This is a genomic window from Stenotrophomonas sp. LST15-1-1.1 (assembly GCF_040815575.1).
In the GTDB taxonomy this organism is placed as follows: Bacteria; Pseudomonadota; Gammaproteobacteria; order Xanthomonadales; family Xanthomonadaceae; genus Stenotrophomonas; species Stenotrophomonas lactitubi_B.
Window position 1 is genome coordinate 1,275,754 of the sequence record NZ_JBFPNJ010000001.1, and the last position, 26,232, is coordinate 1,301,985.

General features: G+C 65.0%; 29 protein-coding genes and 3 tRNA genes. 13 read left to right on the plus strand and 19 right to left on the minus strand.

All coding sequences use genetic code 11. The features are described 5' to 3' along the window. Positions 1-12 precede the first annotated feature (12 nt). Together MRBLST15_RS05915 and MRBLST15_RS05920 are read left to right on the plus strand one after the other, a co-directional pair. Positions 13-780: a MipA/OmpV family protein gene (locus tag MRBLST15_RS05915; RefSeq protein ID WP_089240063.1), complete on the plus strand. Its 768-nt coding sequence runs from the start codon at positions 13-15 to the stop codon at positions 778-780. Positions 781-819: 39 nt separating this feature from the next. Beyond that, on the plus strand, positions 820-1,107 hold the full coding sequence (locus MRBLST15_RS05920) for a hypothetical protein (protein ID WP_265951746.1): 288 nt from the start codon (positions 820-822) through the stop codon (positions 1,105-1,107). An 8-nt stretch (positions 1,108-1,115) separates the two neighbouring features. Here MRBLST15_RS05920 and MRBLST15_RS05925 read toward each other — a convergent pair whose 3' ends face one another. Then, a complete protein-coding gene (locus tag MRBLST15_RS05925; protein ID WP_165780968.1) occupies positions 1,116-1,256 on the minus strand; it encodes a hypothetical protein in 141 nt (46 codons plus the stop codon). A 107-nt stretch (positions 1,257-1,363) separates the two neighbouring features. On the opposite strand from MRBLST15_RS05925, the gene MRBLST15_RS05930 reads away from it, so the two are divergent. From MRBLST15_RS05930 to MRBLST15_RS05950, 5 genes are all read left to right on the plus strand, one after another. After that, positions 1,364-1,933 (plus strand): TlpA family protein disulfide reductase, encoded by a 570-nt coding sequence (locus MRBLST15_RS05930; RefSeq protein WP_265951744.1) that lies wholly within the window; start codon positions 1,364-1,366, stop codon positions 1,931-1,933. A gap of 11 nt (positions 1,934-1,944) precedes the next feature. Further along, a complete protein-coding gene (locus MRBLST15_RS05935; protein WP_025875233.1) occupies positions 1,945-2,139 on the plus strand; it encodes a hypothetical protein in 195 nt (64 codons plus the stop codon). Between the two features lie 65 nt (positions 2,140-2,204). Continuing rightward, positions 2,205-2,396, plus strand: coding sequence for a hypothetical protein (locus tag MRBLST15_RS05940; protein ID WP_312705721.1), 192 nt, complete (start codon positions 2,205-2,207; stop codon positions 2,394-2,396). A gap of 31 nt (positions 2,397-2,427) precedes the next feature. Beyond that, complete coding sequence (locus MRBLST15_RS05945) at positions 2,428-2,625, plus strand: hypothetical protein (RefSeq protein WP_265951740.1); 198 nt, start codon at positions 2,428-2,430, stop codon at positions 2,623-2,625. 53 nt (positions 2,626-2,678) lie between these two features. Next, complete coding sequence (locus MRBLST15_RS05950; protein ID WP_367785459.1) at positions 2,679-3,206, plus strand: hypothetical protein; 528 nt, start codon at positions 2,679-2,681, stop codon at positions 3,204-3,206. 112 nt (positions 3,207-3,318) lie between these two features. Here the strand turns inward: MRBLST15_RS05950 and MRBLST15_RS05955 are convergent. The 3 genes from MRBLST15_RS05955 to uvrB form a co-directional block, all read right to left on the minus strand. Continuing rightward, positions 3,319-3,393: transfer RNA gene (locus MRBLST15_RS05955), tRNA-Val, on the minus strand. A gap of 97 nt (positions 3,394-3,490) precedes the next feature. After that, positions 3,491-3,565 (minus strand) — tRNA-Val (locus MRBLST15_RS05960). 107 nt (positions 3,566-3,672) lie between these two features. After that, positions 3,673-5,697 (minus strand): excinuclease ABC subunit UvrB, encoded by a 2,025-nt coding sequence (gene uvrB, locus MRBLST15_RS05965; RefSeq protein ID WP_312705720.1) that lies wholly within the window; start codon positions 5,695-5,697, stop codon positions 3,673-3,675. A gap of 150 nt (positions 5,698-5,847) precedes the next feature. Between uvrB and MRBLST15_RS05970 the strand changes: the two genes are divergently transcribed. Next, positions 5,848-6,381 (plus strand): GspH/FimT family protein, encoded by a 534-nt coding sequence (locus tag MRBLST15_RS05970; RefSeq protein WP_367785460.1) that lies wholly within the window; start codon positions 5,848-5,850, stop codon positions 6,379-6,381. Between the two features lie 62 nt (positions 6,382-6,443). On the opposite strand, the gene MRBLST15_RS05975 is transcribed toward MRBLST15_RS05970, so the two are convergent. The 11 genes from MRBLST15_RS05975 to grxD all read right to left on the minus strand — a co-directional run bounded on the left by MRBLST15_RS05975 (position 6,444) and on the right by grxD (position 19,792). After that, a tRNA-Asn gene (locus tag MRBLST15_RS05975) sits at positions 6,444-6,520 on the minus strand. A gap of 56 nt (positions 6,521-6,576) precedes the next feature. After that, positions 6,577-7,017, minus strand: a complete 441-nt coding sequence (locus tag MRBLST15_RS05980; protein WP_367785461.1) for a type IV pilin protein — start codon at positions 7,015-7,017, stop codon at positions 6,577-6,579. After that, positions 7,014-10,739: a pilus assembly protein gene (locus MRBLST15_RS05985; RefSeq protein WP_367785462.1), complete on the minus strand. Its 3,726-nt coding sequence runs from the start codon at positions 10,737-10,739 to the stop codon at positions 7,014-7,016. The genes MRBLST15_RS05980 and MRBLST15_RS05985 overlap by 4 nt, the downstream gene beginning before the upstream one ends. Positions 10,740-10,749: 10 nt before the next feature. Continuing rightward, positions 10,750-11,283: a pilus assembly PilX family protein gene (locus MRBLST15_RS05990; protein ID WP_367785463.1), complete on the minus strand. Its 534-nt coding sequence runs from the start codon at positions 11,281-11,283 to the stop codon at positions 10,750-10,752. 2 nt (positions 11,284-11,285) lie between these two features. Continuing rightward, positions 11,286-12,437: a PilW family protein gene (locus MRBLST15_RS05995; protein ID WP_367785464.1), complete on the minus strand. Its 1,152-nt coding sequence runs from the start codon at positions 12,435-12,437 to the stop codon at positions 11,286-11,288. Continuing rightward, on the minus strand, positions 12,434-12,913 hold the full coding sequence (gene pilV, locus MRBLST15_RS06000) for a type IV pilus modification protein PilV (RefSeq protein ID WP_265954324.1): 480 nt from the start codon (positions 12,911-12,913) through the stop codon (positions 12,434-12,436). Before pilV ends, MRBLST15_RS05995 begins: the two co-directional genes overlap by 4 nt. Beyond that, on the minus strand, positions 12,910-13,440 hold the full coding sequence (locus MRBLST15_RS06005) for a GspH/FimT family pseudopilin (protein ID WP_265954334.1): 531 nt from the start codon (positions 13,438-13,440) through the stop codon (positions 12,910-12,912). Before MRBLST15_RS06005 ends, pilV begins: the two co-directional genes overlap by 4 nt. 173 nt (positions 13,441-13,613) lie before the next feature. Beyond that, complete coding sequence (gene ppnN, locus MRBLST15_RS06010) at positions 13,614-15,002, minus strand: nucleotide 5'-monophosphate nucleosidase PpnN (protein WP_367785465.1); 1,389 nt, start codon at positions 15,000-15,002, stop codon at positions 13,614-13,616. 255 nt (positions 15,003-15,257) lie between these two features. After that, positions 15,258-18,452 carry a TonB-dependent receptor gene (locus MRBLST15_RS06015; RefSeq protein ID WP_265954327.1) on the minus strand — a complete coding sequence of 1,065 codons (3,195 nt, stop codon included), beginning with the start codon at positions 18,450-18,452 and terminating at the stop codon, positions 15,258-15,260. A gap of 225 nt (positions 18,453-18,677) precedes the next feature. Beyond that, a complete protein-coding gene (locus tag MRBLST15_RS06020; protein WP_265954329.1) occupies positions 18,678-19,475 on the minus strand; it encodes an SDR family NAD(P)-dependent oxidoreductase in 798 nt (265 codons plus the stop codon). Next, on the minus strand, positions 19,472-19,792 hold the full coding sequence (gene grxD, locus MRBLST15_RS06025) for a Grx4 family monothiol glutaredoxin (protein WP_025875264.1): 321 nt from the start codon (positions 19,790-19,792) through the stop codon (positions 19,472-19,474). The genes MRBLST15_RS06020 and grxD overlap by 4 nt, the downstream gene beginning before the upstream one ends. Positions 19,793-19,911: 119 nt before the next feature. On the opposite strand from grxD, the gene MRBLST15_RS06030 reads away from it, so the two are divergent. Then, a complete protein-coding gene (locus MRBLST15_RS06030) occupies positions 19,912-20,490 on the plus strand; it encodes a superoxide dismutase (RefSeq protein ID WP_312705713.1) in 579 nt (192 codons plus the stop codon). Positions 20,491-20,662: 172 nt separating this feature from the next. On the opposite strand, the gene MRBLST15_RS06035 is transcribed toward MRBLST15_RS06030, so the two are convergent. Further along, positions 20,663-21,811 carry a 5-(carboxyamino)imidazole ribonucleotide synthase gene (locus tag MRBLST15_RS06035; RefSeq protein WP_367785466.1) on the minus strand — a complete coding sequence of 383 codons (1,149 nt, stop codon included), beginning with the start codon at positions 21,809-21,811 and terminating at the stop codon, positions 20,663-20,665. Further along, positions 21,808-22,311 (minus strand): 5-(carboxyamino)imidazole ribonucleotide mutase, encoded by a 504-nt coding sequence (gene purE, locus MRBLST15_RS06040; RefSeq protein ID WP_025875268.1) that lies wholly within the window; start codon positions 22,309-22,311, stop codon positions 21,808-21,810. Before purE ends, MRBLST15_RS06035 begins: the two co-directional genes overlap by 4 nt. A 58-nt stretch (positions 22,312-22,369) precedes the next feature. Between purE and MRBLST15_RS06045 the strand changes: the two genes are divergently transcribed. The 4 genes from MRBLST15_RS06045 to MRBLST15_RS06060 all read left to right on the plus strand — a co-directional run bounded on the left by MRBLST15_RS06045 (position 22,370) and on the right by MRBLST15_RS06060 (position 25,012). After that, positions 22,370-22,639 (plus strand): Trm112 family protein, encoded by a 270-nt coding sequence (locus tag MRBLST15_RS06045; protein ID WP_089240025.1) that lies wholly within the window; start codon positions 22,370-22,372, stop codon positions 22,637-22,639. Continuing rightward, positions 22,636-23,487: a carboxylating nicotinate-nucleotide diphosphorylase gene (gene nadC / locus MRBLST15_RS06050; protein ID WP_265952085.1), complete on the plus strand. Its 852-nt coding sequence runs from the start codon at positions 22,636-22,638 to the stop codon at positions 23,485-23,487. Before MRBLST15_RS06045 ends, nadC begins: the two co-directional genes overlap by 4 nt. A 124-nt stretch (positions 23,488-23,611) precedes the next feature. After that, positions 23,612-24,592 carry a DUF2272 domain-containing protein gene (locus MRBLST15_RS06055; protein WP_367785467.1) on the plus strand — a complete coding sequence of 327 codons (981 nt, stop codon included), beginning with the start codon at positions 23,612-23,614 and terminating at the stop codon, positions 24,590-24,592. Between the two features lie 69 nt (positions 24,593-24,661). Further along, the gene (locus tag MRBLST15_RS06060) at positions 24,662-25,012 is read left to right on the plus strand and encodes a DUF3301 domain-containing protein (protein WP_099820025.1); all 351 of its coding nucleotides are present in this window, start codon (positions 24,662-24,664) and stop codon (positions 25,010-25,012) included. A gap of 38 nt (positions 25,013-25,050) precedes the next feature. Here MRBLST15_RS06060 and MRBLST15_RS06065 read toward each other — a convergent pair whose 3' ends face one another. Then, positions 25,051-25,506, minus strand: coding sequence for a ClpXP protease specificity-enhancing factor (locus MRBLST15_RS06065; protein ID WP_265952088.1), 456 nt, complete (start codon positions 25,504-25,506; stop codon positions 25,051-25,053). Positions 25,507-25,590: 84 nt separating this feature from the next. Then, a complete protein-coding gene (locus MRBLST15_RS06070) occupies positions 25,591-26,226 on the minus strand; it encodes a glutathione S-transferase N-terminal domain-containing protein (RefSeq protein WP_089240017.1) in 636 nt (211 codons plus the stop codon). Positions 26,227-26,232: the final 6 nt, after the last annotated feature.

The window sequence follows — 26,232 nt, forward strand, 5'->3', positions numbered from 1 at the left end:
AGTAGTACGTTGATGACCTCGCTGCCCCCCGCCCTGCTGCGCCCCCTGCTGTGCACCGTCGCTCTCTCCACGCCGCTGCTGGCAAACGCGCAGGAACAGGCTCCGGGCGTGCAGGCCGGCATCACCTTCGGCGCGACCACCGGTGCATACGCGCACTATGACGACAAGCCGCTGGTGCTGCCGGCGCTGTCCTGGCAGGGCAAGCGCTTCTTCGCCAGCCCCGGCTCGCTTGGCATGAACCTCTACAAGGCTGATGGCCTGCGCGTGTCGGCCGTGGCGACGCCCTACACGCTGCGCTTCAAGACCGACGACGTGAACGATCCGCAGCTGCGCCGCCTGCACAGCCGGCAGATGTCGGCGATGGTCGGCATCAACGCCGACTACAGTGCGGACTGGGGTGCGGTGGCGGCCAGCGTGAAGCGCGAAGTAAGCGGGCATGGCGGCGGTGTTGAGTCCAGCCTGCATTACAGCTATCCGATCCAGGCCGGTCGCTTCACCTGGGTGCCGCGCGTGGGCGTGGTGCATTCCAGCGCCCGCCTGCTTGACTACTACTACGGCATCAGCGACGAGGAAGCCCTGCGCTCCGGGCTGGCAGCCTACAAGCCCGGCAGTGCCACCTCGCCGAGCCTGCAGATCGCAGTCAGCACGCCGCTGGGCACGAAATGGCGCGCGACCGGCGTGGTCGCCAACCAGTGGTTCGGTGATGCCGTCGAGGACAGCCCGATGGCACGGCGCAGCAGCCAGACATCCGCTTTCATCTCGCTGATGCGCGCGTTCTGACCGAACCTGCATCCACCCCACGGACAACAAGGATCCCGCATGGCCGCCGTCACCCCCACCGCCGATGCCAACGCGATCCTGCGCGCACCGGATCTGGACAGCGCCGAGCGCGCCTACCTGGGCCTGCTGCCGGACATGGATCATGTCGATGCGCTGACCCGCCGTGCGCTTGGGCTGTCGCGCGCTGCAGATGCGGCGCACGGCTATGCGCTGTCGATGACACTGGTCGGCCTGCGACTGCAGGAACTGGAGATGGGCGAGCCGTGTGCGGCCCAGTATCGGCAGGCAACGCTGCGCAGCCTGCGGCAGGCCTTCACTGCTGCCTGAGCATTGCGTCAGCGGAAAGTTGTCCAGGCCAGGACCGCGGACAGCAGCGCGACCCACACCACCGCTTTGAAGGTGCCTTCCAGCATGTTACCGCCGAACAGCAGATCGATGATCGGGTTCGGCCGTGAAACGGGAGCATGGTCACTCATGGTGGCGTCCTGTGGTTTGGGAACTGCGTCACCGATGATACAAAAGCTTGACATTCCTGTTGCTGTTTCCGGTATGGTCGATGCAACGCGGCGTTCAAGGATGATCGATGCTCAAGCGTGCACTGTTTCCCGTAGTCGCCCTGCTGCTGGCCGCACTGGTCATCATGCTCTCCTGGCAGAACCGCCAGTTGCGGCAGGTCAACGAACAGATGGCGGCGCAGCTGCAGCAGACCCAGCTGGATGCACATGGTCCTGCAATCGGCACCCGACCTGAACTGATGACGCTGCGGACGACGCAGCAGACCCATGTCGATATCGGTGGCGCCCGCGCCGTACCCCAGATCCTTTATTTCTTCTCCACTGCCTGCCGCTACTGCCTGGCCTCGTTGCCGCAACTGCAGCAGATCGCGGCCGCACGTGGCAGCGCCGAACTGGTGGGCCTCGGCCTGCCACCGTATGACCAGCTTGCCGGATACGCCGGCAAACACGCGCTGGCGTTTCCGATCGCCGTCGACGATCAGGGCGAAGCCTCCAGGCGCTACCGCGCCACGCTGACACCAATGCTGATGGTGCTCGCCGCAGATGGCAGCATCGTCTACAAGCACGTCGGCCAGCTCGACACAGAGACGGTGCAGGCCGTCGCCAAGGCAATGAATCCGGGAAGCCACACCAACTGAAGGAGATACACATGATCGGGAAGAAAACGCTGTTCTCGTCCGTCGCCGGTATCGTCATCGTTGCTGCAATGTCATTTGGTGCCGCACAGGCCTTCGCCACACCGGTGAAGACCGGCTTTGCACCGGGTTGTGTGGACACCCCCGGGTGCATGTTCGGCGGCAATGGCCGCGCCGGCGGCACGCGCATCTGCTGCGTCGCCAACTGATTCCGCTTCGACACCGCCCCGCAAGCGGTGACCTCATGTTCCATCGCCACTGCAAGGAGATACACATGATCGGAAAGAAGAAACTGTTCTCGTCCATTGCCGGCATCGTCGTGGTTGCCGCGATGTCGTTCGGCGCTGCGCAGGCCTTCGCCACGCCGGTGAAAAGCGGCTTCGCACCGGGCTGCAAGGAACATCCCAGCTGCCCGTACGGCAATGCTGGCTCCCACGGCCTGCTGGTCTGCTGCGATCCCATGTGATCCACCTCGAAGCGCTGCAAAGGAGATAGAGATGATCGGAAAGAAGAAGCTGCTCTCGTCCATTGCCGGCATCGTCGTGGTTGCCGCGATGTCATTCGGTGCTGCGCAGGCCTTCGCGACCACCCAGGCCAAGGCCGGGTTCGCACCGGGCTGTGAGTACACGCCGGGCTGTCCGTACGGCGGCAACGGCCGCTGGAGCGGCGGACGCGTCTGCTGCCAGGTTCCCTGATCCTCCCCATCCAGCGCAGGACCTGACTTCGGCTTCCCGGCCACAGTTCCTGCATGGACGACGCGCCCCGTCTGCACTGGGCGTTGCACCGGGCCGTCCGATTGGGCGGCCCTTTTTTCTGCGGCCCGGATTCATCCTTGCAGACGGCGCTTGGCACGCGCTTTTCCGGTCTTCGTCGCATGCCGGTTTCACAGCGCAGGCCACAGTGCAACGCTGGGCTCCCTTCTCCGGAGCACCGTGCCATGCCGATGCTTGCCTTGCTGCTGTTGATGGCCGGTCTATGCAACGGCGACGCCGGCGCCGGCACCGGAAGCGATTCGCTGCGGATGCAGATCCTGCAGGCCGATGCCCAACGCGCCGCCGGCGAGCCGGCCACGCACGGGCAGGCGGAGCACCAGAACGTGCAGATCCTGCGCCTAAGTGCGGATCGCGTGCTGCAGGTAGCCCATGGTCGCGTGCACACTGAAGTGCCTGCGGGACAGCGGGGGCAAACGCACTCCCGGGGCCTCATGCAGCTGTGGCAGCGCGTGGATGGTCATTGGCAGTTGCAGCGCAGCGCCAGTGTCGAGCAACACAGTTGACGGTGGCAGCAACCGGCCAGGCGGAAACGACCACGAATCGCAGGCACAAAAAAACCGGCTCAGGGCCGGCTTTCATCGTGTCCACCGTTGCTCCGGCGATGCCGGGAACCGGTGGTGGGCGGTACAGGGTTCGAACCTGTGACCCCTACCATGTCAAGGTAGTGCTCTACCGCTGAGCTAACCGCCCGAAAATTCCGTACAGCCCGCAGACTGGTGCTTCTACGTAAAAACCCGGCGCCAGGGCCGGGCTTTTCATGCTCACGACAGCCCCTTGGGGGACTTCGTGGTGGGCGGTACAGGGTTCGAACCTGTGACCCCTACCATGTCAAGGTAGTGCTCTACCGCTGAGCTAACCGCCCGTGTGTTGCTTCTGCAGCGCCGCGATTGCGTCGGTGCAGGCCGCGTATATTACGGACGACGGCCGGCAAGCGCAATACTTTTGTGAAGAAAAGCCGCGTTACCGCGTTCAGCCCAGGCTGGCTTCCTTCAGCTGCCTGATCTGGTCGCGGACCCGGGCCGCATCCTCGAATTCCAGATCCTTGGCATGCTGGTACATCCGCTGCTCCAGGGCCTTGAGGCGGGCCGCCAGCTGCGCCGGCGACAGCGAACGATAGTCGGCCGCCTCTTCGGCCACACCCGCCCGCCCCCTGCCCTTGCCCTTCTTGGCTTCCTTCTCGGCAGCATCCGAGCGCGCACCCTCCAGGACGTCGACGATCGGCCGCAAGACCGAGCGCGGAATGATGCCGTGCTCCTGGTTGTACTCGACCTGCTTGGTACGTCGGCGGTCGGTCTCGTCGATCGCTGCCTGCATCGAACGGGTGATCCTGTCTGCGTACAGGATCGCCTTGCCGCGCACGTTGCGGGCCGCACGACCGATGGTCTGGATCAATGAACCAGTCGAGCGCAGGAAGCCCTCCTTGTCCGCATCCAGGATCGCCACCAGCGAGACCTCGGGCATGTCCAGCCCTTCGCGCAGCAGGTTGATGCCCACCAGCACATCGAACTTCCCCAGGCGCAGATCGCGGATGATCTCCACCCGCTCGACGGTATCGATGTCCGAGTGCAGGTAGCGCACGCGGATGCCGTGCTCGGTCAGATACTCGGTGAGGTTCTCGGCCATGCGCTTGGTCAGGGTGGTGACCAGCACGCGGTCACCGGCCTTGATCCGCTCGTTGGCCTCGCTCATCAGGTCATCGACCTGGGTGCCAACCGGGCGGATTTCCACCACCGGATCGATCAGACCAGTCGGGCGCACCACCAGCTCGGCCATGTCCTCGCCAGCCTCACGGAATTCGTAAGGGCCCGGCGTCGCCGACACATAGATGCTACGCGGGCAGCGCGCCTCCCATTCCTCGAAGCGCAGCGGACGGTTGTCCAGCGCCGACGGCAGGCGGAAGCCGAACTCGACCAGGGTTTCCTTGCGCGAACGGTCGCCCTTGAACATGGCGCCGATCTGCGGAATGGTCACGTGCGATTCGTCGATCACCAGCAACGCATCGGCCGGCAGGTAATCGAACAGGGTCGGCGGCGGCTCGCCCGCGTTCTTGCCGGTCAAGTGCCGTGAGTAGTTTTCGATGCCATTGCAGAAGCCCACTTCGGCCATCATTTCGAGGTCGAACTGGGTGCGCTGGGCCAGACGCTGCGCCTCGACCAGCTTGTTCTGCGCGTAGAGCTGCTCCAATCGTTCCTTCAGCTCGACCTTGATGGTCTCCACCGCTGCCAGCACCCGCTCACGCGTGGTCGCATAGTGGGTCTTCGGGTACACCGTGAAGCGCATCAAGTTGCGCATGGTCTCACCGGTGAGCGGATCGAACATCGTGATCTTTTCCACCTCCCCGTCGAACAGTTCGATGCGCAGGGCCTCACTGTCCGATTCTGCCGGGAACACGTCGATCACTTCGCCACGCACGCGGAAAGTACCGCGCTGCAGCTCGTACTCATTGCGGGTGTACTGCAGCTGGGTCAGGTGATTGATCAGGTCGCGCTGGTCGATGCGCTCGCCCTTGGACAGGATCAGGCGCAGCGACAGATAGTCTTCCGGCGCACCCAGGCCATAGATGGCCGACACGGTCGCCACCACGATCGCATCCGGCCGCGACAGCAGGGTCTTGGTCGCCGCCAGCCGCATCTGTTCGATGTGCTCGTTGATCGAACTGTCCTTCTCGATGAAGGTGTCCGACGACGGCACGTAGGCTTCCGGCTGGTAGTAATCGTAATAGCTGACGAAGTACTCCACCGCGTTGTGCGGGAAGAACGCCTTGAACTCACCATACAGCTGCGCGGCCAGGGTCTTGTTCGGCGCCATGATCAGCGTCGGCTTCTGGATCTGCTGGATGACGTTGGCGATGGTGTAGGTCTTGCCCGAGCCGGTCACACCCAGCAGGGTCTGCTTGGCCACGCCAGCCTCGAAATTGCTGGTCAGCTTGGCGATGGCATCGGGTTGGTCGCCCGCCGGCGAATACGGCGAGACAAGCTGAAAACTGTCGCTCATGGTGCTGCCAGGTCTCGGGGAAGGTAAGTATAGGGGGCGTCCGGTGACGGTCGGCTGAGGGGAAGCCCGCCTCAAAGATGGGGGTCAGGCTGATGGTTGCAACCGGGCATCGAGGCGCAGGTTGGTGCCTCCACCATCGAAGCCCATCCCATGAGTCTCCCGCCCCCCTGCCGCACGCACCTTGCGGGTCTCACCCTTGTCGAGCTCGCCGCCGCCTTGGCGTTGCTGGCACTACTGGTCGCCGTGGGATTGCCTGCGCTGATGCAGCCCCTGGAACGCAGCCGGGCGGACACGACCCGCATGCGGCTGGTATCGGTGTTCAATACCGCCCGCGCCATGGCCATCACCCATCGCCGCGCGGTCACCGTATGTCCGAGCATTGATGGAACCGGCTGTGATGCCGACTGGGCCCGCGGCTGGTTGATTCAGACGGGCCAATCACCGAACTCGACCGAAGAGGCTGGGCCGCGTCAGTTCATGGATGGAACGAAATCTACGCGAATACGCGTCAGCAGCAACGAAGGCCGTAGTTACCTGCGATTCCAGGCCGACGGCCGTAGTGGTGGCAACACAATGACTGTACGCATCTGCGTGGGAGTACAGCTGCACAGCGAGGTGATCGTCAACAACGTCGGCCGTACCCGCTCGGTCCGCCAACGAACGCCGGCCGCTTGCCCATTCTGAACTGTGGTGGCACGGACGCAGAAAAAACAGAAGCCGCGATTTCTCGCGGCTTCTGCAGGATCTGGCGCCCGAAGTTGGACTCGAACCAACGACCCCCTGATTAACAGTCAAGTGCTCTAACCGGCTGAGCTATTCGGGCGGGGAGGCGCATTCTAGATGCTCACCAGCGACGATGCAAGCCTCCGTTGAAACTGCTCACCAGCAGGTCAGGCTGCCGGAGTTGGCCGGGGTCTTCACGCCCGCCTGGTTGAGGGTGAGCGTGCCACACTTGTCCTTGGCCTGATTGCCCTGCGGCACCGCCGTGATGGTATAGGCAGTGGCGGTCGGCACGATGGTTACCGCATACATCGTGGTCCCGCCCTCCCGGGGTGAATTGATCTTGGTGCTGTTGGTCTCGCCAAAAGTGAACGAAGCGTAGCTGTTGTTCAGCGTGTGATGACGCTCGGCGCGCTGCGCGTACTCCACCATCTCCGCCTTCGCTGCTGCACGGCGCGACTTGCGCACGTGCTCGGAGTAGTTTGGGTAGGCGACGGCGGCCAGGATACCGACGACGATGACCACGATCATCAGTTCGATCAGGGTGAAGCCCTGGGCAGCCGACCGCAGCGAGCTAGGGGAAAAAGAAGGCTTGCTCACTGGATCTGTCTCCACGATTGGCGGCCGCACGGATAGGGAACGTAGAGCGTTTCATCGCCCTTGTTGATGGGCTGTACGCAGGCCGGAGTCGGCGGCGCGGGCGGATTCTCTCCTCCCGGTGCGCCCGGCACCATGTTCGGCGGCGTGTCACGTGACAACGCGCCGGCCTTGATGTCGCGCACGACACCGCCACTGGCGCCGGTCGAGTTGATCTTCAGCGCGGCCGTACCGGATGTCACCTGCGCACCGTCGGGTGAATTGATCGTCGCACGGCCCAGCGCACCGCTGCCGGTCAACGCCTGCAGGCCGAACAACCAATTGTTACCCGACGAAGCACAGCCTGTGCTGCCCACCATCGGCACGTAGGTCGGCATGTAGACAATGCCATTGGAAAGCGTCGGATTGCCGACGAAGCGCTCGCCAGTCGGTAGATCGATGTACCAACCGCGAGCATTGCCCGGCGGAGTGCCCTGCGACAACATGCGCTGATCACCGGTGGTAGTCACTGCACCAGAGGTCAGGCTGGCGCGGCTCAAGGTACCGGTGACAGGGCCGTTCACCGTGTCATTGACGGCATACAGGCTCTGCAGCGAGGTATCGGTCGGATCACCAACGAAGGAGAAGCTGCCACTGCCAAAGTACAGCATCACACCGCCGGTGGGGCCATTGCCTGCGGTGATGCCGCCGGTGATCGGCTGCCGCAGGGTACGACCACCTTCGGTATAGGAGCGCGTGGTGAACAGCGGCGTGGTCAGGCTGGTGGAGGTATCGCGCAAGTCGAACTTCCACACGGCGCCCTTCTGGTCGGTGCCGTAGACGGTATCGGAATAGCCATCACGACGCCGTTCGTTCTGCTTGCTGCCGCCCCAGCGGTCAACCACCACGATGCTGCCCAGGCCATTGTTGCCAGCCGGTGCCGCCGCCTCCACCGCTTCGATCATGGTCACCCGCGGCGTACCCGTGCCGATGTCCACCATGAACAGCACTGCCTTCTGGTTGGCACTGTTGAAACCATTGCCGAAGATCGCCTTCCACACCGGCGCGCCATTCTCCAGCACCGGCACGATCACCGGCTTGCCGAGCACGTGGCCGATGTTCTTGCGCACGGCCTCCGGCAGGCTGTTGTCCAGATCACTGATTTCCCACAGCTTGTTGCCGGCCCCGAAAGTGGTTCCCGCCGTCACATCAAGCGCGAACACACTGCGTCCGCCGGCGCCCGCTGCGCCGACCAGGGTGGTATGCCAATCGCGGGCGTAGTAGCTGTCACCCACCGCAATCTGGCCATCGACGTAGTAGCGATGATCGAACTTCTGGTCGTTGAGATCAGTTGCGTTGTACGGGAACAGCAGGTTGCCCATGTGCCCCAGCGCGGTGGCCGGGATGTAGGCGAATTCTTCACTGCCACCACCACCAAGAACCTCGCCCTTGGCGTTGATGCCACCATTGAAGGCATGCAGCATGCCATCGTTGGCACCCACGTAGACCATGTACTTGGCTGACTTGGCTTTGCCATCCAGATACAGGCCGTAACTGGTGCCCAGGCTGCCGCTGAAGCGCCGGTAGCCGTAATCGTCGATCGGCGCGCTGACCACTGGGCTGGAGGTCACGATGTCACCCAGTCGTGTGGTGCGGTCGCGCAGCTTGCCGCCACTGCGCTTTTCGCCGGCGGTGTCGCCCAGCAGGTAGTTCACTGCCGACGCGGCATCTGCGCCAAGCTTCTCCAGTTCGGCCTTGTTGCAGCGGGACATGCCCGCATACAGCGTGGCGGGCTTGGTGCAGAGGTCGTCCAAGGTGACGTTCTCACCGCTGAACTTGTTGGTGGCGCCGTTCCTGGTGAAATACACCGAACGTGACGTCGCTGCCGGCAGCTGCGCGCTGGCTTCCCATATGGGGGTGGCGATCACCGCGCGCGTCTTCTGATCCACCGACAACGTGCTGGCAGTCAGCCGGCTGAACCAGTCGGTACCTTCATTGGCGATCTCATAGCTGGGTGCCACCGAGATCGAGCCGGCACCGATGCGCGCACCACTGGAACCAACGCCGCCGGACGGCGAGGCACCGCTGGTCACCGCCGACAGAACACGACGCATCGCCGTTGTGATTTCCTCCGGCGTGCGCGCGTTGATGTACTCACCACGGGTATTGACCGCTGCATGCCAGATATCGTCGACGGTGCTGCGGTTATCGTCCTGGCGAGCCGGCCAGTTGTTGTAGATCGAGGCGTCTGTGTAGGCATCCTGTTTCAGGTCAGGATTGAACAGGTTGCCGCGTGCGCCCAGGGTAACGCCGTAGAAATTCAGGTGCAGATTGGTCTGGCAGTCCAGGCGCTTGTCCGGATTTCCGGCCTTGCACGCGTTTACCACCGGCACTTGGCCGGCCAGGAGGTCCGCGCGCAGCGGCGGCTGCCCAGATTGGTTGTTGTAGTACTGGCTGACGATATCGGCCATGGTGTTGAAGTTGCTGTCGCTGAACGGAACACCCATGGTGCCATCGGCGTTGCCGGCGGTATTCGGTCCGCCCTGGTTGCTGAAGCCGTCGGTGAACAGCATCACGGCGTTCTTCTGGCACGCCAGTTGCACCGGCGCGGTCGAATCGGTCCGGGTGAACTGCAGGGCAGCGGCATCGACGGCGAAACGGTTGGGCGTACCACCACTGGCGGTAAGCGCGATCATGTCCGTATACAGCGCGGCCTTGTCGTTGGGCACCGCCATGTCACGCATCGCCAGGCGCTTGTTGTTGTCGGTGCCACTGTTGTAACTGCTGTACTGATTGATACGGAAATAACCCACGCGGAGATTGTTGACGTCGGCCAGGGAGCGCGTCATGCCAGCGATCATCGCCCGATTGCGGTTTCCGTAGTAGGAATACCAGTTCGCGAAATTCTGCAGTGCCGCGGTGTTGCCCGGCTTGATCGTGTACTTCCACAGCGCACAGCCACTGCCGCAGGCGTCGTTCACCTTTGTGCGGTCGACCCCGGAATAGGCATTCGTCGTGCCGTCCAGTTGCGGGTAGGGGTCACTATTGGAGGACCAGGGGGTGAAGAACGTTGCCGGCCAGTACTGCATGTAGACCGTCGCCGCACCGTTGTTCCAGATGTAGTCGTAGTTGAGGTTGTAGTTGCTGTTGCCATAGCGGAACGGGGTATTGGCGGGAATCACCATGCCGTTCTGCATGCGGAAGCTGTTGCTGGCAACCGTGGTGTAGTAGTTCCCCGCCAGCGCCACGGTATCGGCGTTGCGTGGATCGATCTTCGTCGCACCCAGCGCTGCGTTCGGATACGGCGCACCGGTACCGTCGACCCACGGGCCGTAGTTCACCGCCGGGTTGAAGTAGGTCGGGTTGTACGCGGAAGATCGCGCGAATCCGAGCGAATCGAGCGGCGGGATCCCGTAGTAGTTGTTGATCCGGGGGCCCGGCAGGACGTAGAAATAGTCACAGCTGCCCGACGTATTGATGTTGCCGTTGCGGTCGAAGAAGCTCTGCCGGCTGGTATCCCAGCAGCCTTCGCCATCCTGGCCCGGGAACTGGGTCTGGAAGGTCATCGAACCGGAATCGTCCACCGCCATGATGAAGGCCGGCGGCGTCTGCACCTGGTTGTTGAGCGGCGCCTGTGCCAGCACGCCCTGCGCCTGTGCGGCCGTCAGGTTGTAGGCAACCACCGCCAGACCGGCGACCACGACCGCCGAACCGGCAGCCATCCATTGCGTTCTACGCGTAGCCATCGCCGCGTCCTCAGAGCTTGAAAATGGTATCGACCACCGACGACGACGTCGGATTGGCCGGGTCGTCGGCGGCGAATGCCGTGATCTGGTAGGTACCGGTCGCCTGGTCGTCCGGCAGCCCTTCATCGATGGAATTGCCACCGGGACCACCACACTTGTCGATGCGACGCACGTTGACGCTGGGCACCGAGGTCACCGTCTGCTTCTGCGCCCAGGCAATCGCGTCGAACTGATCTTCGCAGTCGTAGCTGATCGAACTCGAGCTGATGAGGCTTCCCGAGGGCAGGTCCTTGCGGTCGAGGATCGCCTCGGCTGCGCGTTCGGCGTTGCGCACCACCGCCTCGGAGTTCTGGAAGGATCGATTGGCGGCGCGATAGTTGGAGGCCATCTTTTCCTGCATCCCCGCCACCTGCATGCCGGCGATGCCGATCAGGGCAAGCAGCAGGAGCATGATCAGGGCCACGTACAGCACCACGCCACGCTGCTGCTGCGGCAACTGTGGCGGGCGGCGGCCTGGGCGGCGCACGGTCGGGATAGGGCGCATGGTCAGTTTCCGAACAGTCGATTGCGCAAGGCGATGCTCACTTCATAGGAAGTGCGGTAGCGCCCATCGGTGACACCGTCCTGGTCGTAGGTCATCCCCAACACGCCCAGCCTGGCGGCGGCGTCCTTCGGCTTGGACGCCGATGCCGAAGACGGGCTTCGGGCGATCAGCCCTACCTGTACCTGGCCAACCCGTCGCCATTGATTGGCACCGGTCGCGTTGGCCTGGGTGGTAACCGCCGAGGCCGTATTGAGGGTGGTGATGTTGCCCACCGGCGGCGTCGAGGTGGAGATGTTGGTGGTGGTATCCAGGCCGAACAGTACCTGCATGTTCTCGATGCCTTCCACCAGCTCTTCGTTGATGGCGTAGGCGCCGGCCGAATTGGCCCGTGCACGGCGCAGACCGGGACCGCTGGCGCCATTGCCGATGTAGTAGACCAGCGATTCAGCGCGATAGACCACCGTAGGCTCGGGCTGCGGCGCATAGCGCGACAGGTCCACGCCGGACGCGGTGATGGTGCCGGCGCTGGTGGTGCCGCCGAAGAAGTCCACCGACTCGCAGTTGGCCACGCCGAACAGCGTCGGTGACGCCACGCCGCCACCGGTAAGGCGCTGCCAGCGGGTCGCGTCCACAGTCAGTTTCGAGCCGGCCACGCCGAGTACCGGCACCCCTTCCGGGGCGAGAAAACGCAGCACCAGGATGTCACTGCCTGGCATCGGTGCCGGATTGAGGCCGGCAATCGCTGCTGGCAGACCAGTGGGCACGCTGCCCTTGCCCACCGCCAGCGTCGCCGTCGGCCCGGTATTGGGTGCTTCGTACCCCTGCACCGCCACGCTGAAGTCCAACGGGCTGCCGCTGCCGGTGGCGGCGCCGAGGTTGTAGTGCGGCTCACCCAGCCCCAGCGTCAGGTGGGCCTGGTCGTTGACGCAACCGGTGTGGCCCGCCATGCGGATGTCGCGCTCGAGGAAGTCGAGTGCGAAGCGACCATTCTCCTGCGCGCGCGCCACGCCCTCCGACAGCCGTGACGCCGCCTGCGAGGCAATGAATATCTGGATGACGCCCAGCATCAGCAACAGGCCGATGACCATGGACACCATCAACTCGATCAGCGACAGCCCTGCCTGCCGGAACCGGGAGGAGTACGGGAGACTCATAGCTGGGTCTCCAGGGCGAAGGTGGTCGGCGTATCCGGGCTCTTGGCATTCCAGCGCTCATCGGCCCAGGTGATCGCCACGGTGGCCACACCATTGTTGACGGTGACCGTCGCGGCGGCATTGTCGCCCAGCGCCTTGACCACCTTGCACTGCCAGGCGGCCACGTTCTGCGCGATGGTGACCGCAGCGACCGGCCGGGCGCAGACGCCGGTGGCACTCTTGCTGCCGGCGGAGAAGGTTGCGGTGGAGTACCACGCGGCCTGGTAGCGGTTGCTGCGCATCTGCTCGGTCAGGTCGTACGCCAGGTTGGTCGCCTGGGTGCGGTAGTTGGAGCTCTGCACGTAGCGCACATTCATGGTCTGCAGCAGGGCGAAGCCCAGCAGGCCGAAGGCCAGCACGACCATCGCGATCAGCACTTCCAGCAGGCTGAAGCCACCCTGGTGGCGCCGGGCATTGAACGGGGAGCGGTTGTTCATGGGCAGGGTCCCTTGCTGCTGCTTGCCTGGCCGGAGGCGTTGATGGTGACCGTGCTCATCAATGGGTCCTTGCCGCATTTCTCCGGCCGCAGAGTGATGGCCTGGTCGCCGGCGGCGCGGCGGCGGCCACGGGCGTCGAAGGCGATCAATGCCAGTGGGCCGGTCGCGACCATGCCGGGGCTGACCTGGGTGAAGCGCAGGACGGTCTCACCCGTGTCGAACTGGCCGTTACCCGAGGTCGCACTGTTGCTGGAGGCGTCACTGAAAGCCAGCATGCCAGCCGACCAGTTGCCATCGCAGCTGGTTCCGTTGCTGCTGCCACAGACCCCACCGCCCTGGTTGTTGCGCACCGCGTCGCTTCGCGCCAGGTTTATCAGTCCGATCACTTCGTTGTGACCAGCGGCGACCCGGTTGGAACGGATCAGGCCCTGGAAGGCAGGAAATGCCGTGGTCACCAGAATTGCCAGCACGGCAATGGTGACCACCAACTCGACCAGCGTGAAGCCGTTGGACCGGCGAAAGAACATTGGACGCTCCCCAGCGTGTTGGTGGCCACGATGGCGCACCGGCCTGCCGCCGGCAAGCGGCGGCAGGATGAACGGTCAGATCCGGGCGACGGGCGTCAAAGGCTTGACGACCCGCCCTGCCCCAGCCGGTCCGGCACGGTCCCCGCCGCGCCGTCCAGCTGCCCTCGCCTCGCTTACGCCAGCACCTGGTAGCAGGGCTGGTACTCGCCGGAGATCTTCATCCGGCGCTGCTCGACGAAGGCACGCAGCAGCGCGTCCAGGGCCTGCATCATGTCGGGGTCGCCATGGATCTGGAACGGCCCGAACTCCTCGATGCGGCGCATGCCGTCTTCCTTCACGTTGCCGGCGACGATGCCCGAGAAGGCCCGGCGCAGGTCGGCTGCCAGCGCGTGCGGTGCACGGCCGTGGTGCAGGTCCAGCGCCGCCATCGCTTCGTGGGTCGGTACGAACGGCTGCTGGTACTCCCACGGAATCTCGATGGACCAGTTGAAGAAGAACGAATCCTTCTGCGCCAGGCGATGCTCGCGCACGCGCTTGATGCCGGCCGACATCTTCTTGGCCACCGCCACCGGATCGCCGATGACGATTTCGTAGCGCTCTGCCGCAGCGTCGCCCAGGGTCAGGCGGATGAAGCGGTCGATCTGCTCGAAGTACGGCGCAGCCACGGTCGGGCCGGTCAGGATCAGCGGGAACGGCAGATCCTTGTTCTCCTCGCGCAGCAGGATGCCGAGCAGGTACAGGATCTCCTCGGCAGTACCCACGCCACCGGCGAACACGATGATGCCGTGGCCGATGCGGACGAAGGCCTCAAGGCGCTTCTCGATGTCCGGCATGATCACCAGGTGGTTGACGATCGGGTTCGGCGACTCGGCGGCGATGATGCCCGGCTCGGTCAGGCCGATGTAGCGCGTCAGCGTCCGGCGCTGTTTGGCGTGGGCGATGGTGGCGCCCTTCATCGGACCCTTCATGGCGCCCGGGCCGCAGCCGGTGCAGATGTCCAGGCCGCGCAGGCCCAGCTCGTAACCGACCTGCTTGGTATACAGGTACTCGTCGCGCGAGATCGAGTGGCCGCCCCAGCACACCACCAGGTTCGGGTCACCCGGGTTGAGGATGCGCGCGTTGCGCAGCAGCCCGAACACCGCGTTGGTGATGCCTTCGGATGACTCCAGCTCGGCCGCGTAGGCCGGACCCATCTCGATGGCCATGTAGGCCAGGTCGCGAACTACCGCAAACAGCAGTTCGGCGACACCGCGGATGATTTCGCCGTCGACGAACGCCATCGCCGGCGCATTGGCCAGGTCGATGCGTACGCCGCGATCCTGCTGCGCCACCTGGATGTCGAAGTCGGGATACAGATCGCGCGCCGCGCGCGGATCATCGGAAGCGCTGCCACTGGTCAGTACGGCCAGCGCGCAGCGGCGCAGCAGCTCGTGCATGCCACCACTGGAGGCGTCGCGCAGGCGCGCAACCTCGGCCCGCGACAGCACATCCAGGCCACCACGCGGATAGATCCGCGCGTCCTGCACCGGCAGCGTCCGCGCTGCCTTTTCATTCGTTGTCATATCCACTTTTTCTGCTTCCTTTAAGGTGTCCGACTGTACTGCCGCCCCCTTAAAAAGCAAAACGGCCGGGAAGCCCGACCGTTGGATAGGTGCGTCCCGCGTTCGCCGCTCCGGGACCGCTTCGGCGGCATCTGCGCCGCGCACGTGTCCGGATGCTACGCCGATGCAGGCACCCCCGCAAGGACTTTCGCCTGAACGGAAAACGGCCGGGTTTCCCCGGCCGTTTCCGTGCACAGCTGTTGCTACGTCAGTTCATCAGAACTGGTAGCGGAAGCCCAGCTGCAGCGACCACTGCGACACACCCACGTCGAAGCCATCGGCGTCGGCGTTGGCGACGGTCGGGGTATCCGCACCGCGGTAGTTGTATACGTACTTGCCCTGGTACATGCCCTGCAGGGTGGCAACGCGGCTGTCGGCGAAGAAGCCGTAGTCGTAGATGTTGCCCCAGTCCTTGTTGATCATGTTGCCGACGTTCTGGATATCCAGCCAGATCTCCGACTTGTGCCCCTTCATGAAGCCCGGCAGCTGCTGGCTGATACGGATATCGAAGGTATTGATCCAGCCACTACGGAAGCCGTTGGCCGGGGCTGCACTGCCGGCGTACTTGGCCAGGTCCGGATTGGCGGCCAGCCAGGTGAAGAAGTCCTTCTCCATCTGCGCGTTGGCGGTGAACTGGCCATTGGCAGCCAGGTTACCGAACAGCACGTCGCCCGGGCCCTTCGGCACGTAGAACAGGTCGTTGGCCGAACGGCCATCGCCATTGGCGTCGTTGGCGTACACGTAGCTGTACGGACGGCCGCTGCGGCCTTCGTACACCAGGCCGATCTTGGTCTCGTAGTCACCGAAGAACTTGTGCTTCCAGTTCAGCGAGCCCGACAGGCGATCGCGGATCTGGTAGCGCGAGGTGTTCTCGACCGGGCTGTTGGCGTCGAAGGCGTACTGGTAGTTCCAGCCCGAGCTGGCGGTGGAGCTGGTCAGCGAGCCGACTTCGGTGGCATCGGTGTAGGTGTAGCCGATGTTCCAGGACCAGTCACTGGTGTCGCTCCACGGCTTGGACAGCGACGCGGTGAACTGCGAAGTGCGGCCCTTGTCGGTGTTGTTGATCAGGTAGACGTTGTTGTAGTTCTTGTTGCGCTGCACGCGCGCGTCGCCGTTGGCCCACGCGCCGACCTTGTTCTGCGCGTAGTACATGTCACGGCCGTCCGGACCCTGGTACTGCACCGGACCCAGGTTCAGGTTCTGGTAGAACAGGCCGTCCTTGACCTTGGTGACCAGCAGTTCGGCCGAGGCCACGATACCGTACCACGGGGTTTCATGGTCGAAGGCCAGGTTGGCCTTGTAGATCGACGGCAGCTTGAAGTCATTGCCGACGAAGTTGACGTTCTGCTGGGTCGAGCCCGGGCCGGTCGGTACCGGCTGGCTGTCCTTGTCGCCGTTGAACTTCAGACCAGCGTTGTAGGCGTCGGAGCGCAGGCTGTAGACGGTGGTGTTGAAGCCGGTCGCCGAGTAGCTGTTGCTCAGCCACACCTGCGGGGAATCACCCTGGAACAGGCCCACGCCACCGCGCAGCTGGGTCGGACGCTCGGTGTCGAAGGTGTAGTTGAAGCCGAAGCGCGGCTGCACCAGGAACTTGCTCTCGAAGACCTTGCTGTTGTTGTAGCCGAAGAAGTTCGACGCAGCAGCGTTGTAGGTCGGGTTCGGGCTGGTGTCCGGACGGTCGGCGCGCAGACCCAGGGTCAGGGTCAGGTTGCTGTTGACGTACCAGGTGTCCTGCACGAACAGGGCCAGGTTGCTGTACTTGTAATCAGCGGCGATCGAACCCGGGGTGCGCTCCGGGGCGTAATCGTAGGTGCTCCAGCGGCCGGCAGCGAAATTGTCCAGACCGTAGAAGGTGTAGGCACCCCACGAGTTGGCACCGTAGTAGTTGTAGATGTCGTTGGTGTCGTACGAGGCACCGAACTTCACGTCGTGGTTACCCAGGGTCAGGGTACCTGCACCGTAGTAGTTCCACGCCTTGGTGGTCAGGATGTTGTCCTGCGAGTTGACTTCGGTACCGAGGTACAGCGAGTCACCCGACGGTGCAGCCGTGGTGCCATCGAAATAGATGCGCACGCTCGGGGCGTTGGTATTGACCGCGCGGATCGCCGAGAACTCGCGGTACGAGGCCTTGAACTCGGTGGAGAAGGTGTCGGTCCAGTCGCTGAACAGCTGGGCGACGTAGCTCTCGTTGGTCTTGTTGTGCTGGTACCAGTACGAGTTCAGCGACGCCGAGCTCGTGGTCATGCCGTTGATGCGCAGCTTGCTCTGGTCGATCTTGCTGTAGCGGATGTTGGCACGGTGGTTGTCGCTGATGTTCCAGTCCAGCTTCAGCGCGTACTCTTCCATGCTGGTGTCGCCGTTGCTTTCGATGCCACCGGCGTCGATGCCGTAGCCCTGCGCGATCTGCTGCGCACGGGTCACGTCAGCCAGGTTGAACTGGCCATTGGCCTTGCCCAGCGGGGTGGTCGACAGGTCGGCACCCGGAGCGGACTGCTCGAACTTCTCGTAGTTGGCGAAGAAGAACAGCTTGTCCTTGACGATCGGACCACCGACGGTCATGCCGTAGGTCTTTTCCTTGGTGAAGCCATTGAACGGCTGGCCTTCCGGGTTGTCACCGAACCAGTCGCCGTCACGGTAGGTGCCGTACACCGAACCGTGGAATTCATTGGTACCCGACTTGGTCACCGCGTTGACGGTAGCGCCGGCAGCGGCAGCGATGCTGACGTCGTAGTTGGACAGGTTGATGTCCAGCGCTTCGATGGCTTCCATCGCGACCGGCTGGCGGCGGGTCGGCATGTTGTTGCCTTCCAGGCCGAAGGTATCGCTGGCCGAAACGCCGTCGATGCTGATCGAGTTGAAGCGCGGGTTCTGGCCGCCGGCCGAGATCGAGCCCGAGGCGCGATCAATGAAGGTCACGCGCGGATCCAGACGCATCAGATCCTGGATGTTGCCGCCGATGGACGGCGCAACTTCGATCTGCTGCTGGCTGATGTTGGTGCCCGAACCCATCTTGGTGGCGCTGAACACTTCCGAGCCGCCGCCGACAGCGGTGACCTGCACGGTGTCCAGGTTGGTCGCGGCGAGGTCGCCGGCCAGGGTGGCGTTGATGGTGCCGGTCTGGTTCACGCCCAGGTAGACGCCATCTTCGGTCTTGGTGCCTTCACCCGGCTTGGTGATGGTGATCGAGTACGGACCACCCACGCGCAGGCCGCGCGCGTTGTAGCGACCCGCCGCATCGGTGGTCGCACGCGAAACGGTGCCCGACTCGGTGTGGGTGATGGTGACTTCAGCACCGGCGACGGGCTGGCCGGCGCGGGACACGACCTGGCCACCGACACCGGCAGAGGTGCTCTGGGCGAAGGCGGGAGCGGCGGCGAGCGCAGCCACGAGACCAAGGGTGAGCTTGGACATCCGGAATGGGTGAGTCATTGTTCGGTAGCCTCGATGCGAGTTGGCGATGGCGGAAAAAAGCGCATCCAAGCAGCCTTGCGGGCGGCTGTTCGGACATTTATCTGGGGTTCCCTACCGTGAACAGCAGCTGCCGCTACGGTTAACACTAGATTAACACGCTACGCTTTCAATGTGACGGTTGTGCGACAAACGGCACCGGATCGCAACGCTATCGTGACGGAATCTTCATTCCGCTTTACGTACGTCTTCACCCGTCGATGGCGGATTGCCCGCATCGAGCACCTGCCCCCGCCACGCCTGTCCAGCGGCGGACAACAGGGTCACGGCCGCCGCAGCGGCAGCCTCCGGGCCACGTGCGGCCGGGTCCTGATCGATCGAATAGGCCCGCGCCCGCAGGGCAGTGCGCAAGGGGCCGGGGTAAAGACCACTTACCCGCACCGGGCTGCGGGCCAGCTCGTCATGCAGGCTGCCGATCAGCCCGCGCAGGCCATGCTGGGCGGCGCCATAGCCGCCCCAGTACGCCTGCCCGACCCGCTCAGGAGCATCCACGGTGAATACCAGCGCCGCGTCCTCACGCTGGCGCAGCAACGGCAGGCAGGCCTGGGCCAGCCAGGCCGGCGCGGTCAGGGTGACGTGCACCGCTCGGGCGAAACTGGCCGGGTCGGCCAGCTCGAACGGGGTCAGGCCGGGAAAGTGCGCTGCACAGACCAGCAGGCCATCAAGACGTCCCAGCTCCTGCGCCACGGCCTGGGCCAGTTCGGCATAGTCGTCAGGACCCGCACCTTCCAGGTCCAACGGGTACAACAGGGGTTCCGGCCCGACCGCCTGCACCTGGGCATAGACCCGGTCCAGCCGGCGTGGCTTGCGCCCCAGCAGGACCACGGTCGCCCCCGCTTCCGCCGCTGCAACCGCGGCAGCGCTCCCCAGCCCGCCACCGGCGCCGGCAACCAGGACCACGCGATCCTGCAACAGACGGCCATCGAGCGCCCCGTCTGCCGGTGACGTCGATGGCCAGGCGCTCATCCCTGCGCGGCCTCTTCGACGATACGCTTGAGCTCGCCGGCTTCGAACAGTTCCATGACGATGTCGCAGCCGCCGATCAACTCGCCGTTGATGAACAACTGCGGGAAGGTGGGGAGATTGGAGAAACGCGGCAGGTTGGCGCGGATCTCGGGCTCTTCCAGCACATTGACCGTGCGCAGCGCCACCGCGCCTGCGGCCATCAAGGCCTGCACGGCGCGGCTGGAATAGCCGCACATGGGGTACTGCGGGGTGCCCTTCATGAACAGCACGAGCGGGTAACGATCCACCTCGGCCTGGATTTGCTGCATTACCGCCACACCTCACTCCTTGCTTCGCCGGACGAACCAACCGCGATGGTCGGCTAGACTGCCCACGGTAGCCGCCATTGTAAGCCGATGGTACCGGCTGCCGCCGCCCTCTGGCCACGAACCCGTCCATGCCCGTCGAATTGCCCGCCCTGCCCTATCTGCCCTCGTCCCTGCAGCCGCACCTCTCGGCACAGACCGTGGAACTGCACCACGGCCGCCACCATCGCGCCTATGTCGACGCGGTCAATGCCGCCATCGTCGGCACCGAATGGGAAGAAGCCACCCTGGAGGACATCGTCTGCCACGCCCAGGGCGCACTGTTCGATGCCGCCGCCCAGGCCTGGAACCATGGCTTCTACTGGCAATGCCTGCGCCCGCGTGGCGGCGGCGAACCGCAGGGCCGCTTGGGCGAACTGGTCAAGCGCCAGTTCGGCGACGGCCAGCGTCTTCGCGAAGAGTTCAACCGCGCCGCGTTGGGCTTGTTCGGTTCCGGCTGGGTGTGGCTGGTACAGCACCCGGGTGGGCAGCTGGGCCTGCAGGCCACGCGCAATGCGGGCACGCCGCTGACCGGCGACAGCACCCCGCTGCTGTGCTGTGATGTCTGGGAACACGCGTACTACACCGACTACCAGAATGATCGCGCGCGTTATCTGGAAGCGTTCTGGCAACTGGTGAACTGGGAATTCGCCGAGAGCCAGCTGCGCTGATACGGACGGGCATCCGCCGGGCATGGCCCGGCGCTACCGGTATCACGCCAGGCCGTGGTGGATGCTCATCTTGGTCGGCACCGCTCTGGTAGCTGCCCACCTTGGTGGGCATTGCCGGCCAGCGGCCGGCACTACCGGGATCAGCGGCGTCCGCCGGCCGGCACCCGTTTGATCAGCCGTTGCGCAACGCGTGCACGGCCGGGGCCACCTGGGCCTGGCGGTCCAGTTCCAGCCCGACCTGCACCAACGCATCCGCCAGTGCACCGGCATCATCGTCGCGCAGGGTCGCATGGCCGACCTTGCGGCCGTCACGCGATTCCTTGCCGTAGTCGTGCCAATGGCCGCTGGCCTGCTGCAGCACCGGCGTCGGGTCAGGCATCGCTCCAAGCCAGTTCAGCATGCAGGCATGGCCAAGCATGCGGGTACTGCCCAGCGGCAGACCGAGCACCGCGCGCAGGTGGTTCTCGAACTGCGAGGTTTCGCTGCCTTCGATGGTCCAGTGACCGGAGTTGTGCACACGCGGCGCCATCTCGTTGGCCAGCAGTTCGCCGTCGCGGCAGAACAGTTCCAGCGCGAACACGCCCACGTACTGCAGGTGTTCGGCGACACGCTGGGCATAGCCGATCGCCGCTTCGTGCTCGGCAGCGGACAGCACCGCCGGTGCCACGCTGGCCGACAGCACACCGTCGACATGCCAGTTGCCGGTGACCGGCCAGGCCTGGAAGCTGCCATCGCGGCCGCGCACGGCCACCACGCTGACTTCGCGCTGGAAGGCGACGAAGCCCTCGAGGATCAGGCCGGTGCGCTCGACCTGCGCACCCAGCGCCTGCCAAGCCGCATCGATGTCCGCTTCGCTGCGCAGGCGGAACTGGCCCTTGCCGTCGTAGCCCAGGCGGCGGGTCTTGAGGATGCACGGCAGGCCGAATTCGGCCGCCTTGGCCGCCAGTTCGTCACGGCTGCGGATATCGGCGAACGCCGGCAGCGGAATGCCCAGCTGCTGGAACAGGGTCTTCTCGCTCAACCGGTCCTGGGCCACGGCCAGCGCCGAAGGCGGCGGATAGACCGGCACGCGGTCGGCCAGCCATTGCGCGCTGTCAGCCGGCACGTTCTCGAAGTCGAAGGTGATCACGTCGACTTTGGCGGCGAAGTCCGCCAGTGCCTGGCGATCATCGAAGGCGCCTACGGTGAGCGGCGCCAGTGGGCCACTGCAGGCGTCGGCCGCCGGATCATACAGTTGGAAGCGCAGTCCCAGCGGCGCACCGGCCAGGACCATCATGCGGGCGAGCTGACCGCCGCCGAGGATGCCGACGGTCAGGCTCATTGGCGCGGATCGTCGTGGGCCATCACGTCTTCGGTCTGGCGCGCGCGGAAGCTGTCCAGCGCCTGGCCGATGGCCGGCTGGTCGCTGGCCAGCATCGCCGCGGCGAACAGCGCGGCATTGGAGGCGCCGGCATTGCCGATGGCGAAGGTGGCGACCGGGATGCCGGCCGGCATCTGCACGATCGACAGCAGCGAATCCATGCCGTTGAGGGCCTTGGACTGCACCGGCACGCCCAGCACCGGCACCGCGGTCTTGGCCGCGATCATGCCCGGCAGATGCGCGGCACCGCCGGCGCCGGCAATGATCGCGCGCAGCCCGCGCGAACCGGCCTGCTCGGCATAACTGAACAACACATCCGGCGTCCGATGCGCGGACACCACCTTCACTTCGAACGGAACACCCAGAGCTTCAAGCTTCTGGGCGGCGTGCTGCATGGTTTCCCAGTCGGAACGGGAACCCATGACGATGCCGACAAGCGGCGCGATCGGGTTGGGGGTCATTGGCCGTCACCTGCCTTAAAGACGTATTCTAGCCATCTTCCACGCAAGACGAAGAACCATGGATCGCAAGCTGCTCGACCTGCTGGTATCGCCCGACACCCGCCAGCCCCTGTCCCTGCTGGATGGCAAGGGCCTGGAAGCCCTCAACCGGGCGATCGCCGCCGGTACCGTCAACCGCGCCGATGGCAACCCGCTGGCGCAGCCGCTGCGCGAAGCCCTGGTCACCCGCGACCGCAAGCAGGTATTCCGCGTCGACGACGGAATTCCAGTGCTGCTGGCCGAAGAAGCCATCCCGACCGCGCAGATCGCCGACTTCCCGACCGCATGAACGCGCTGCCGACGCCGGATCCAGCCGTCGTCGCGGCCGATGTCGCCCGCGCGTTGGCCGAGGACCTGGGCAGCGGTGACGTCACCGCCGCCCTGCTGCCCGACCAGCCCGACAGCGCCTACCTGCTGTGCAAGCAGGATGCGGTGATCGCGGGCCGCCCGTGGTTCGATGCCACCCATCGCGCGCTCGATGCCGACGTGCAGATCGAGTGGCGGGTAGCCGAAGGCGACCATGTCAGCGCCGGTACCGTGCTGGCGCTGCTGCATGGGCGCAGCCGCAGCCTGGTCAGCGCCGAACGCACCTCGCTGAATTTCCTGCAGACCCTGTCCGGCACCGCCACCACCACTGCCCGCTATGTGGCTGCGGTGGAAGGTACAGGCACGCGCATCCTCGATACCCGCAAGACCCTGCCCGGCCTGCGTCTGGCGCAGAAATACGCGGTGCGTTGCGGCGGCGGCGACAACCACCGTTTCGGCCTGTACGACACGGTGATGCTGAAGGAGAACCACATCCGCGCCGCCGGCTCCTTGGCTGCCGCAGTGTCGGCTGCCCGCCGGCAATGGCCGCACCTGCCGCTGGTGGTCGAGGTCGAGGACCTGGAACAGCTGCGGCAGGCACTGCAGGCCGGCTGTGAACGCATCCTGCTGGACGACTTCAGCCCCGAACTGCGGCGCGAAGCGGTGCGCATCACCGAAGGCCGCATTCCACTGGAAGTGTCCGGCAGCGTCGGCCTCGGCGGCCTGCGCTCGATCGCCGAGGATGGCGTGGACTGCATTTCCATCGGCGGCCTGACCAAGCACGTGCAGGCCATCGATCTGTCACTGAAACTGGGTCCGCCGCCGGCTTGATGCCGGGTACACGGCCCTCGGGGTCAGATCCCTTTTGCCTTGGAAAGGGGATCTGACCCCATTCTCACACCCGGCGTTCACGACGCCACTGCGAGGCTGGGTCCATCCCCCACAGGAGCCGCGCATGCGCCGGATGCTCTTGCCCGCCTGCCTGCTGCTGGCCGCGACGCCCTTCTCGGCCGCCGCCGTCGAAGCCTGCGATGTACCCCCGCGTTTCGGCCTGAGCCCCTTGGCGATCGCCATCCGCAACACTGCCTGCAACGAGCATCGCCTCTGGTTCCGCCCCTTCATCGACCGTGATGGCCGCGCCGCCAGCCTCAGTGTCACCGAGGCCGAAGGCGATCATCTGGCCGACAACGGTCTGATCGCCTGGCAACGGGTCACCAGCTACTGGCGCGAAAGCGGCACGCTCAATGCACTGGGCAGCCAACCCGGCGCCAGCAGCTGCCTGGCCCCGCTGGGAACCCGCTACACCGACAGCGATTGCCGCGCGTTCCTGATTGACAATCCTTGGTCGGCCGCCTTCATTTCCTGGGTGATGGTGCGTGCCGGCGTACCCGGCTTCACTACCTCCCCACGCCATATCGACTACATCCGCGCCGCCTACCAGGCAGGCCCTTCCGGCGTGCCCTACCGTCTGGTGGACCCGGCCACCGCAAAGCCAGCACCGGGCGACCTGCTGTGCTTCCTGCGCGACCGCAGCAGCACACTCAGCTACAGCGGGCTGGTGCAGGCCTTGGGCAACGGCTCGGTCGGCCATTGGAAGTCGCATTGCGAAGTGGTGGTGGCGGCCAACCTCGGTGGCGACCAGACGCTTTACCTGGTGGGCGGCAATGTCATGAACACCGTGGCGATGCGCCTGCTGCTGCTTGATCGCACCGGCACGATCAAGCTGCCACCGCCGCGCGAGCGCGACGCCACCGGCATCGACCCGACCTGCACGCCGGGGCGCGAGGACGAATGCAGCTTCAACCGGCAGGATTGGGCCGCACTGCTGCAGTTGAATGCCACTGCGCCGCGGCTTGCACCGGTTCCATCGGCGGTACCCATCACGCCGACACAGATGCCGCCGCAACCGGCAACGGAGCCTGGCAGCAATCGCTGAGCAGATGCCGCTTGATCCGCTCGCCATTCGTCGCCATCTTTGGCGGATCGACACCTGACGGCTGAAGCCATGCCCACCCTGCTGTTCCTGCTGATTGCCGGCGGTATCGTCTACTTCTTCTGGAACGCCGCGCGCTCGGCCGCCGAACGTGCGATCGAACTGGGCCGCAATGCCTGCCGCGCCGCCGATGTGCAGTGGCTTGACCAGGCGGTGCACGCCACGGGTCTACGGCTGTCGCGCGGAGAAGACGGGCGACTCGGTTTCGAGCGCACCTTCAAGTTCGAGTATTCCTACGACGGCATCGATCGCCATGTCGGCCGCATGGTGCTGCGCGGGGACCAGCTGGTGTCCTTCACTGGCCCGGGCGCGGCGCGGATCAGCCAGATCCGTGCGGACAACGAAGATGCCGAGGATGTGTAACCGCTGAAGGTGTGCCGACCAACGGTCGGCACACACCGTTACTTGACCACGCGCAGGGTCGGACGGCCTTTCGGCGGCGGACCGGCGGGCGGCGTGTCGTCCGGCGGCGTCTGCTCATCGTCGTGCAGCAGCTCGTCGCCGGCCTGTGCCGGTTCGCCACCCGGGATGTCGTCCGGCAGCGCCATGCCCTGCCCGGTCTCACGGGCGTACACCGCGAGCACTGCGCTGATCGGCACCTGCACCGGATAGCTGGTGCCGGAGAAGCGCGCCGAGAAGCTCACCGACTCGTTGTCGATCACCAGCCGCACGACGGCGCGCTCGGCGATGTTGAGCACCACCCGGCCGTCCTTGACGGCCGAGGGCGGAACCTGCACGCCGGGAACGCCGGCGTCGACCAGGATGTGCGGAGTCAGCTGGTTGTCGTTGATCCATTCCACCAGTGCCCGCAACAGGTACGGGCGGTGGCTGGTCATGTGGAAGAAGTCTTCGGTCATGCGTGAAGTGTAGCGCCCGACGCCCCTACCGGGGCGGATCGCCTGCACGCCGGTCGGCGTGCAGACGGGAAAGCGGATGCCGGATCAGCCCGGCAGATCGCGCAGTTTCTTTTCCTGATCGGTCAGGCTGCGGACGAAACCGGGGTGGCGGAAGATCCGGTTGCCATAGTCCTCGATGGCCTTGCTGTCCTTCGGCAACGGCACATCCAGCGATTGCAGGCGCCAGATGATCGGCGCCATCGCGCAGTCGGCCAGGCTCATTTCCGGATTGAGGAAGAACTTGCTGGCTTTGAACAACGGCAGCGAGGCCGTCAGCAGTTCCTTCAGCCGCTTGCGCCCTGCCTCGGCCTGGGTCTTGTTGCCCAACTGGATCGCCTGCACCTGCGGCACCCAGTCGTGCTCGATACGCAGCATGGCCAGGCGGATGCGCGCGCGCGACAGCGGGTCGACCGGCATCAGCGGCGGATGCGGATAGCGCTCGTCCAGATACTCGCTGACCACCGAGGCGGCATACAGCACCAGCTCGCGCTCGACCAGGGTCGGCACCGAATGGTACGGATTGAGATCGATCAGATCTTCCGGCGGGTTCTGTGGATCGACCGGAACAAAGTCGAAACTCACGCCCTTGGCCGCCAGCACCAGGCGCACACGGTGGCACAGTACATCGTCGTTCGAGGAAAACAGCGTCAGTGTATTGCGCATGCGTACGCTCGCCGCCATCAAAGG

What these genes read in the sequence shown, in the direction of transcription:
- MRBLST15_RS05995 (WP_367785464.1), bottom strand. Translation starts at nt 12,437, where the DNA reads ATGAGTCTCCCGTACTCCTCCCGGTTCCGGCAGGCAGGGCTGTCGCTG.
- MRBLST15_RS05940 (WP_312705721.1), top strand. Translation starts at nt 2,205, where the DNA reads ATGATCGGAAAGAAGAAACTGTTCTCGTCCATTGCCGGCATCGTCGTG.
- ppnN (WP_367785465.1), bottom strand. Translation starts at nt 15,002, where the DNA reads ATGACAACGAATGAAAAGGCAGCGCGGACGCTGCCGGTGCAGGACGCG.
- MRBLST15_RS05915 (WP_089240063.1), top strand. Translation starts at nt 13, where the DNA reads ATGACCTCGCTGCCCCCCGCCCTGCTGCGCCCCCTGCTGTGCACCGTC.
- uvrB (WP_312705720.1), bottom strand. Translation starts at nt 5,697, where the DNA reads ATGAGCGACAGTTTTCAGCTTGTCTCGCCGTATTCGCCGGCGGGCGAC.
- MRBLST15_RS05970 (WP_367785460.1), top strand. Translation starts at nt 5,848, where the DNA reads ATGAGTCTCCCGCCCCCCTGCCGCACGCACCTTGCGGGTCTCACCCTT.
- MRBLST15_RS06045 (WP_089240025.1), top strand. Translation starts at nt 22,370, where the DNA reads ATGGATCGCAAGCTGCTCGACCTGCTGGTATCGCCCGACACCCGCCAG.
- MRBLST15_RS05985 (WP_367785462.1), bottom strand. Translation starts at nt 10,739, where the DNA reads ATGGCTACGCGTAGAACGCAATGGATGGCTGCCGGTTCGGCGGTCGTG.
- nadC (WP_265952085.1), top strand. Translation starts at nt 22,636, where the DNA reads ATGAACGCGCTGCCGACGCCGGATCCAGCCGTCGTCGCGGCCGATGTC.
- MRBLST15_RS06070 (WP_089240017.1), bottom strand. Translation starts at nt 26,226, where the DNA reads ATGGCGGCGAGCGTACGCATGCGCAATACACTGACGCTGTTTTCCTCG.
- MRBLST15_RS05925 (WP_165780968.1), bottom strand. Translation starts at nt 1,256, where the DNA reads ATGAGTGACCATGCTCCCGTTTCACGGCCGAACCCGATCATCGATCTG.
- pilV (WP_265954324.1), bottom strand. Translation starts at nt 12,913, where the DNA reads ATGAACAACCGCTCCCCGTTCAATGCCCGGCGCCACCAGGGTGGCTTC.
- MRBLST15_RS05920 (WP_265951746.1), top strand. Translation starts at nt 820, where the DNA reads ATGGCCGCCGTCACCCCCACCGCCGATGCCAACGCGATCCTGCGCGCA.
- MRBLST15_RS06060 (WP_099820025.1), top strand. Translation starts at nt 24,662, where the DNA reads ATGCCCACCCTGCTGTTCCTGCTGATTGCCGGCGGTATCGTCTACTTC.
- purE (WP_025875268.1), bottom strand. Translation starts at nt 22,311, where the DNA reads ATGACCCCCAACCCGATCGCGCCGCTTGTCGGCATCGTCATGGGTTCC.
- MRBLST15_RS05945 (WP_265951740.1), top strand. Translation starts at nt 2,428, where the DNA reads ATGATCGGAAAGAAGAAGCTGCTCTCGTCCATTGCCGGCATCGTCGTG.
- MRBLST15_RS06020 (WP_265954329.1), bottom strand. Translation starts at nt 19,475, where the DNA reads ATGAGCGCCTGGCCATCGACGTCACCGGCAGACGGGGCGCTCGATGGC.
- MRBLST15_RS05930 (WP_265951744.1), top strand. Translation starts at nt 1,364, where the DNA reads ATGCTCAAGCGTGCACTGTTTCCCGTAGTCGCCCTGCTGCTGGCCGCA.
- MRBLST15_RS05990 (WP_367785463.1), bottom strand. Translation starts at nt 11,283, where the DNA reads ATGCGCCCTATCCCGACCGTGCGCCGCCCAGGCCGCCGCCCGCCACAG.
- MRBLST15_RS06055 (WP_367785467.1), top strand. Translation starts at nt 23,612, where the DNA reads ATGCGCCGGATGCTCTTGCCCGCCTGCCTGCTGCTGGCCGCGACGCCC.
- MRBLST15_RS06015 (WP_265954327.1), bottom strand. Translation starts at nt 18,452, where the DNA reads ATGTCCAAGCTCACCCTTGGTCTCGTGGCTGCGCTCGCCGCCGCTCCC.
- MRBLST15_RS06005 (WP_265954334.1), bottom strand. Translation starts at nt 13,440, where the DNA reads ATGTTCTTTCGCCGGTCCAACGGCTTCACGCTGGTCGAGTTGGTGGTC.
- MRBLST15_RS06030 (WP_312705713.1), top strand. Translation starts at nt 19,912, where the DNA reads ATGCCCGTCGAATTGCCCGCCCTGCCCTATCTGCCCTCGTCCCTGCAG.
- MRBLST15_RS06065 (WP_265952088.1), bottom strand. Translation starts at nt 25,506, where the DNA reads ATGACCGAAGACTTCTTCCACATGACCAGCCACCGCCCGTACCTGTTG.
- MRBLST15_RS06035 (WP_367785466.1), bottom strand. Translation starts at nt 21,811, where the DNA reads ATGAGCCTGACCGTCGGCATCCTCGGCGGCGGTCAGCTCGCCCGCATG.
- MRBLST15_RS05950 (WP_367785459.1), top strand. Translation starts at nt 2,679, where the DNA reads ATGGACGACGCGCCCCGTCTGCACTGGGCGTTGCACCGGGCCGTCCGA.
- MRBLST15_RS05935 (WP_025875233.1), top strand. Translation starts at nt 1,945, where the DNA reads ATGATCGGGAAGAAAACGCTGTTCTCGTCCGTCGCCGGTATCGTCATC.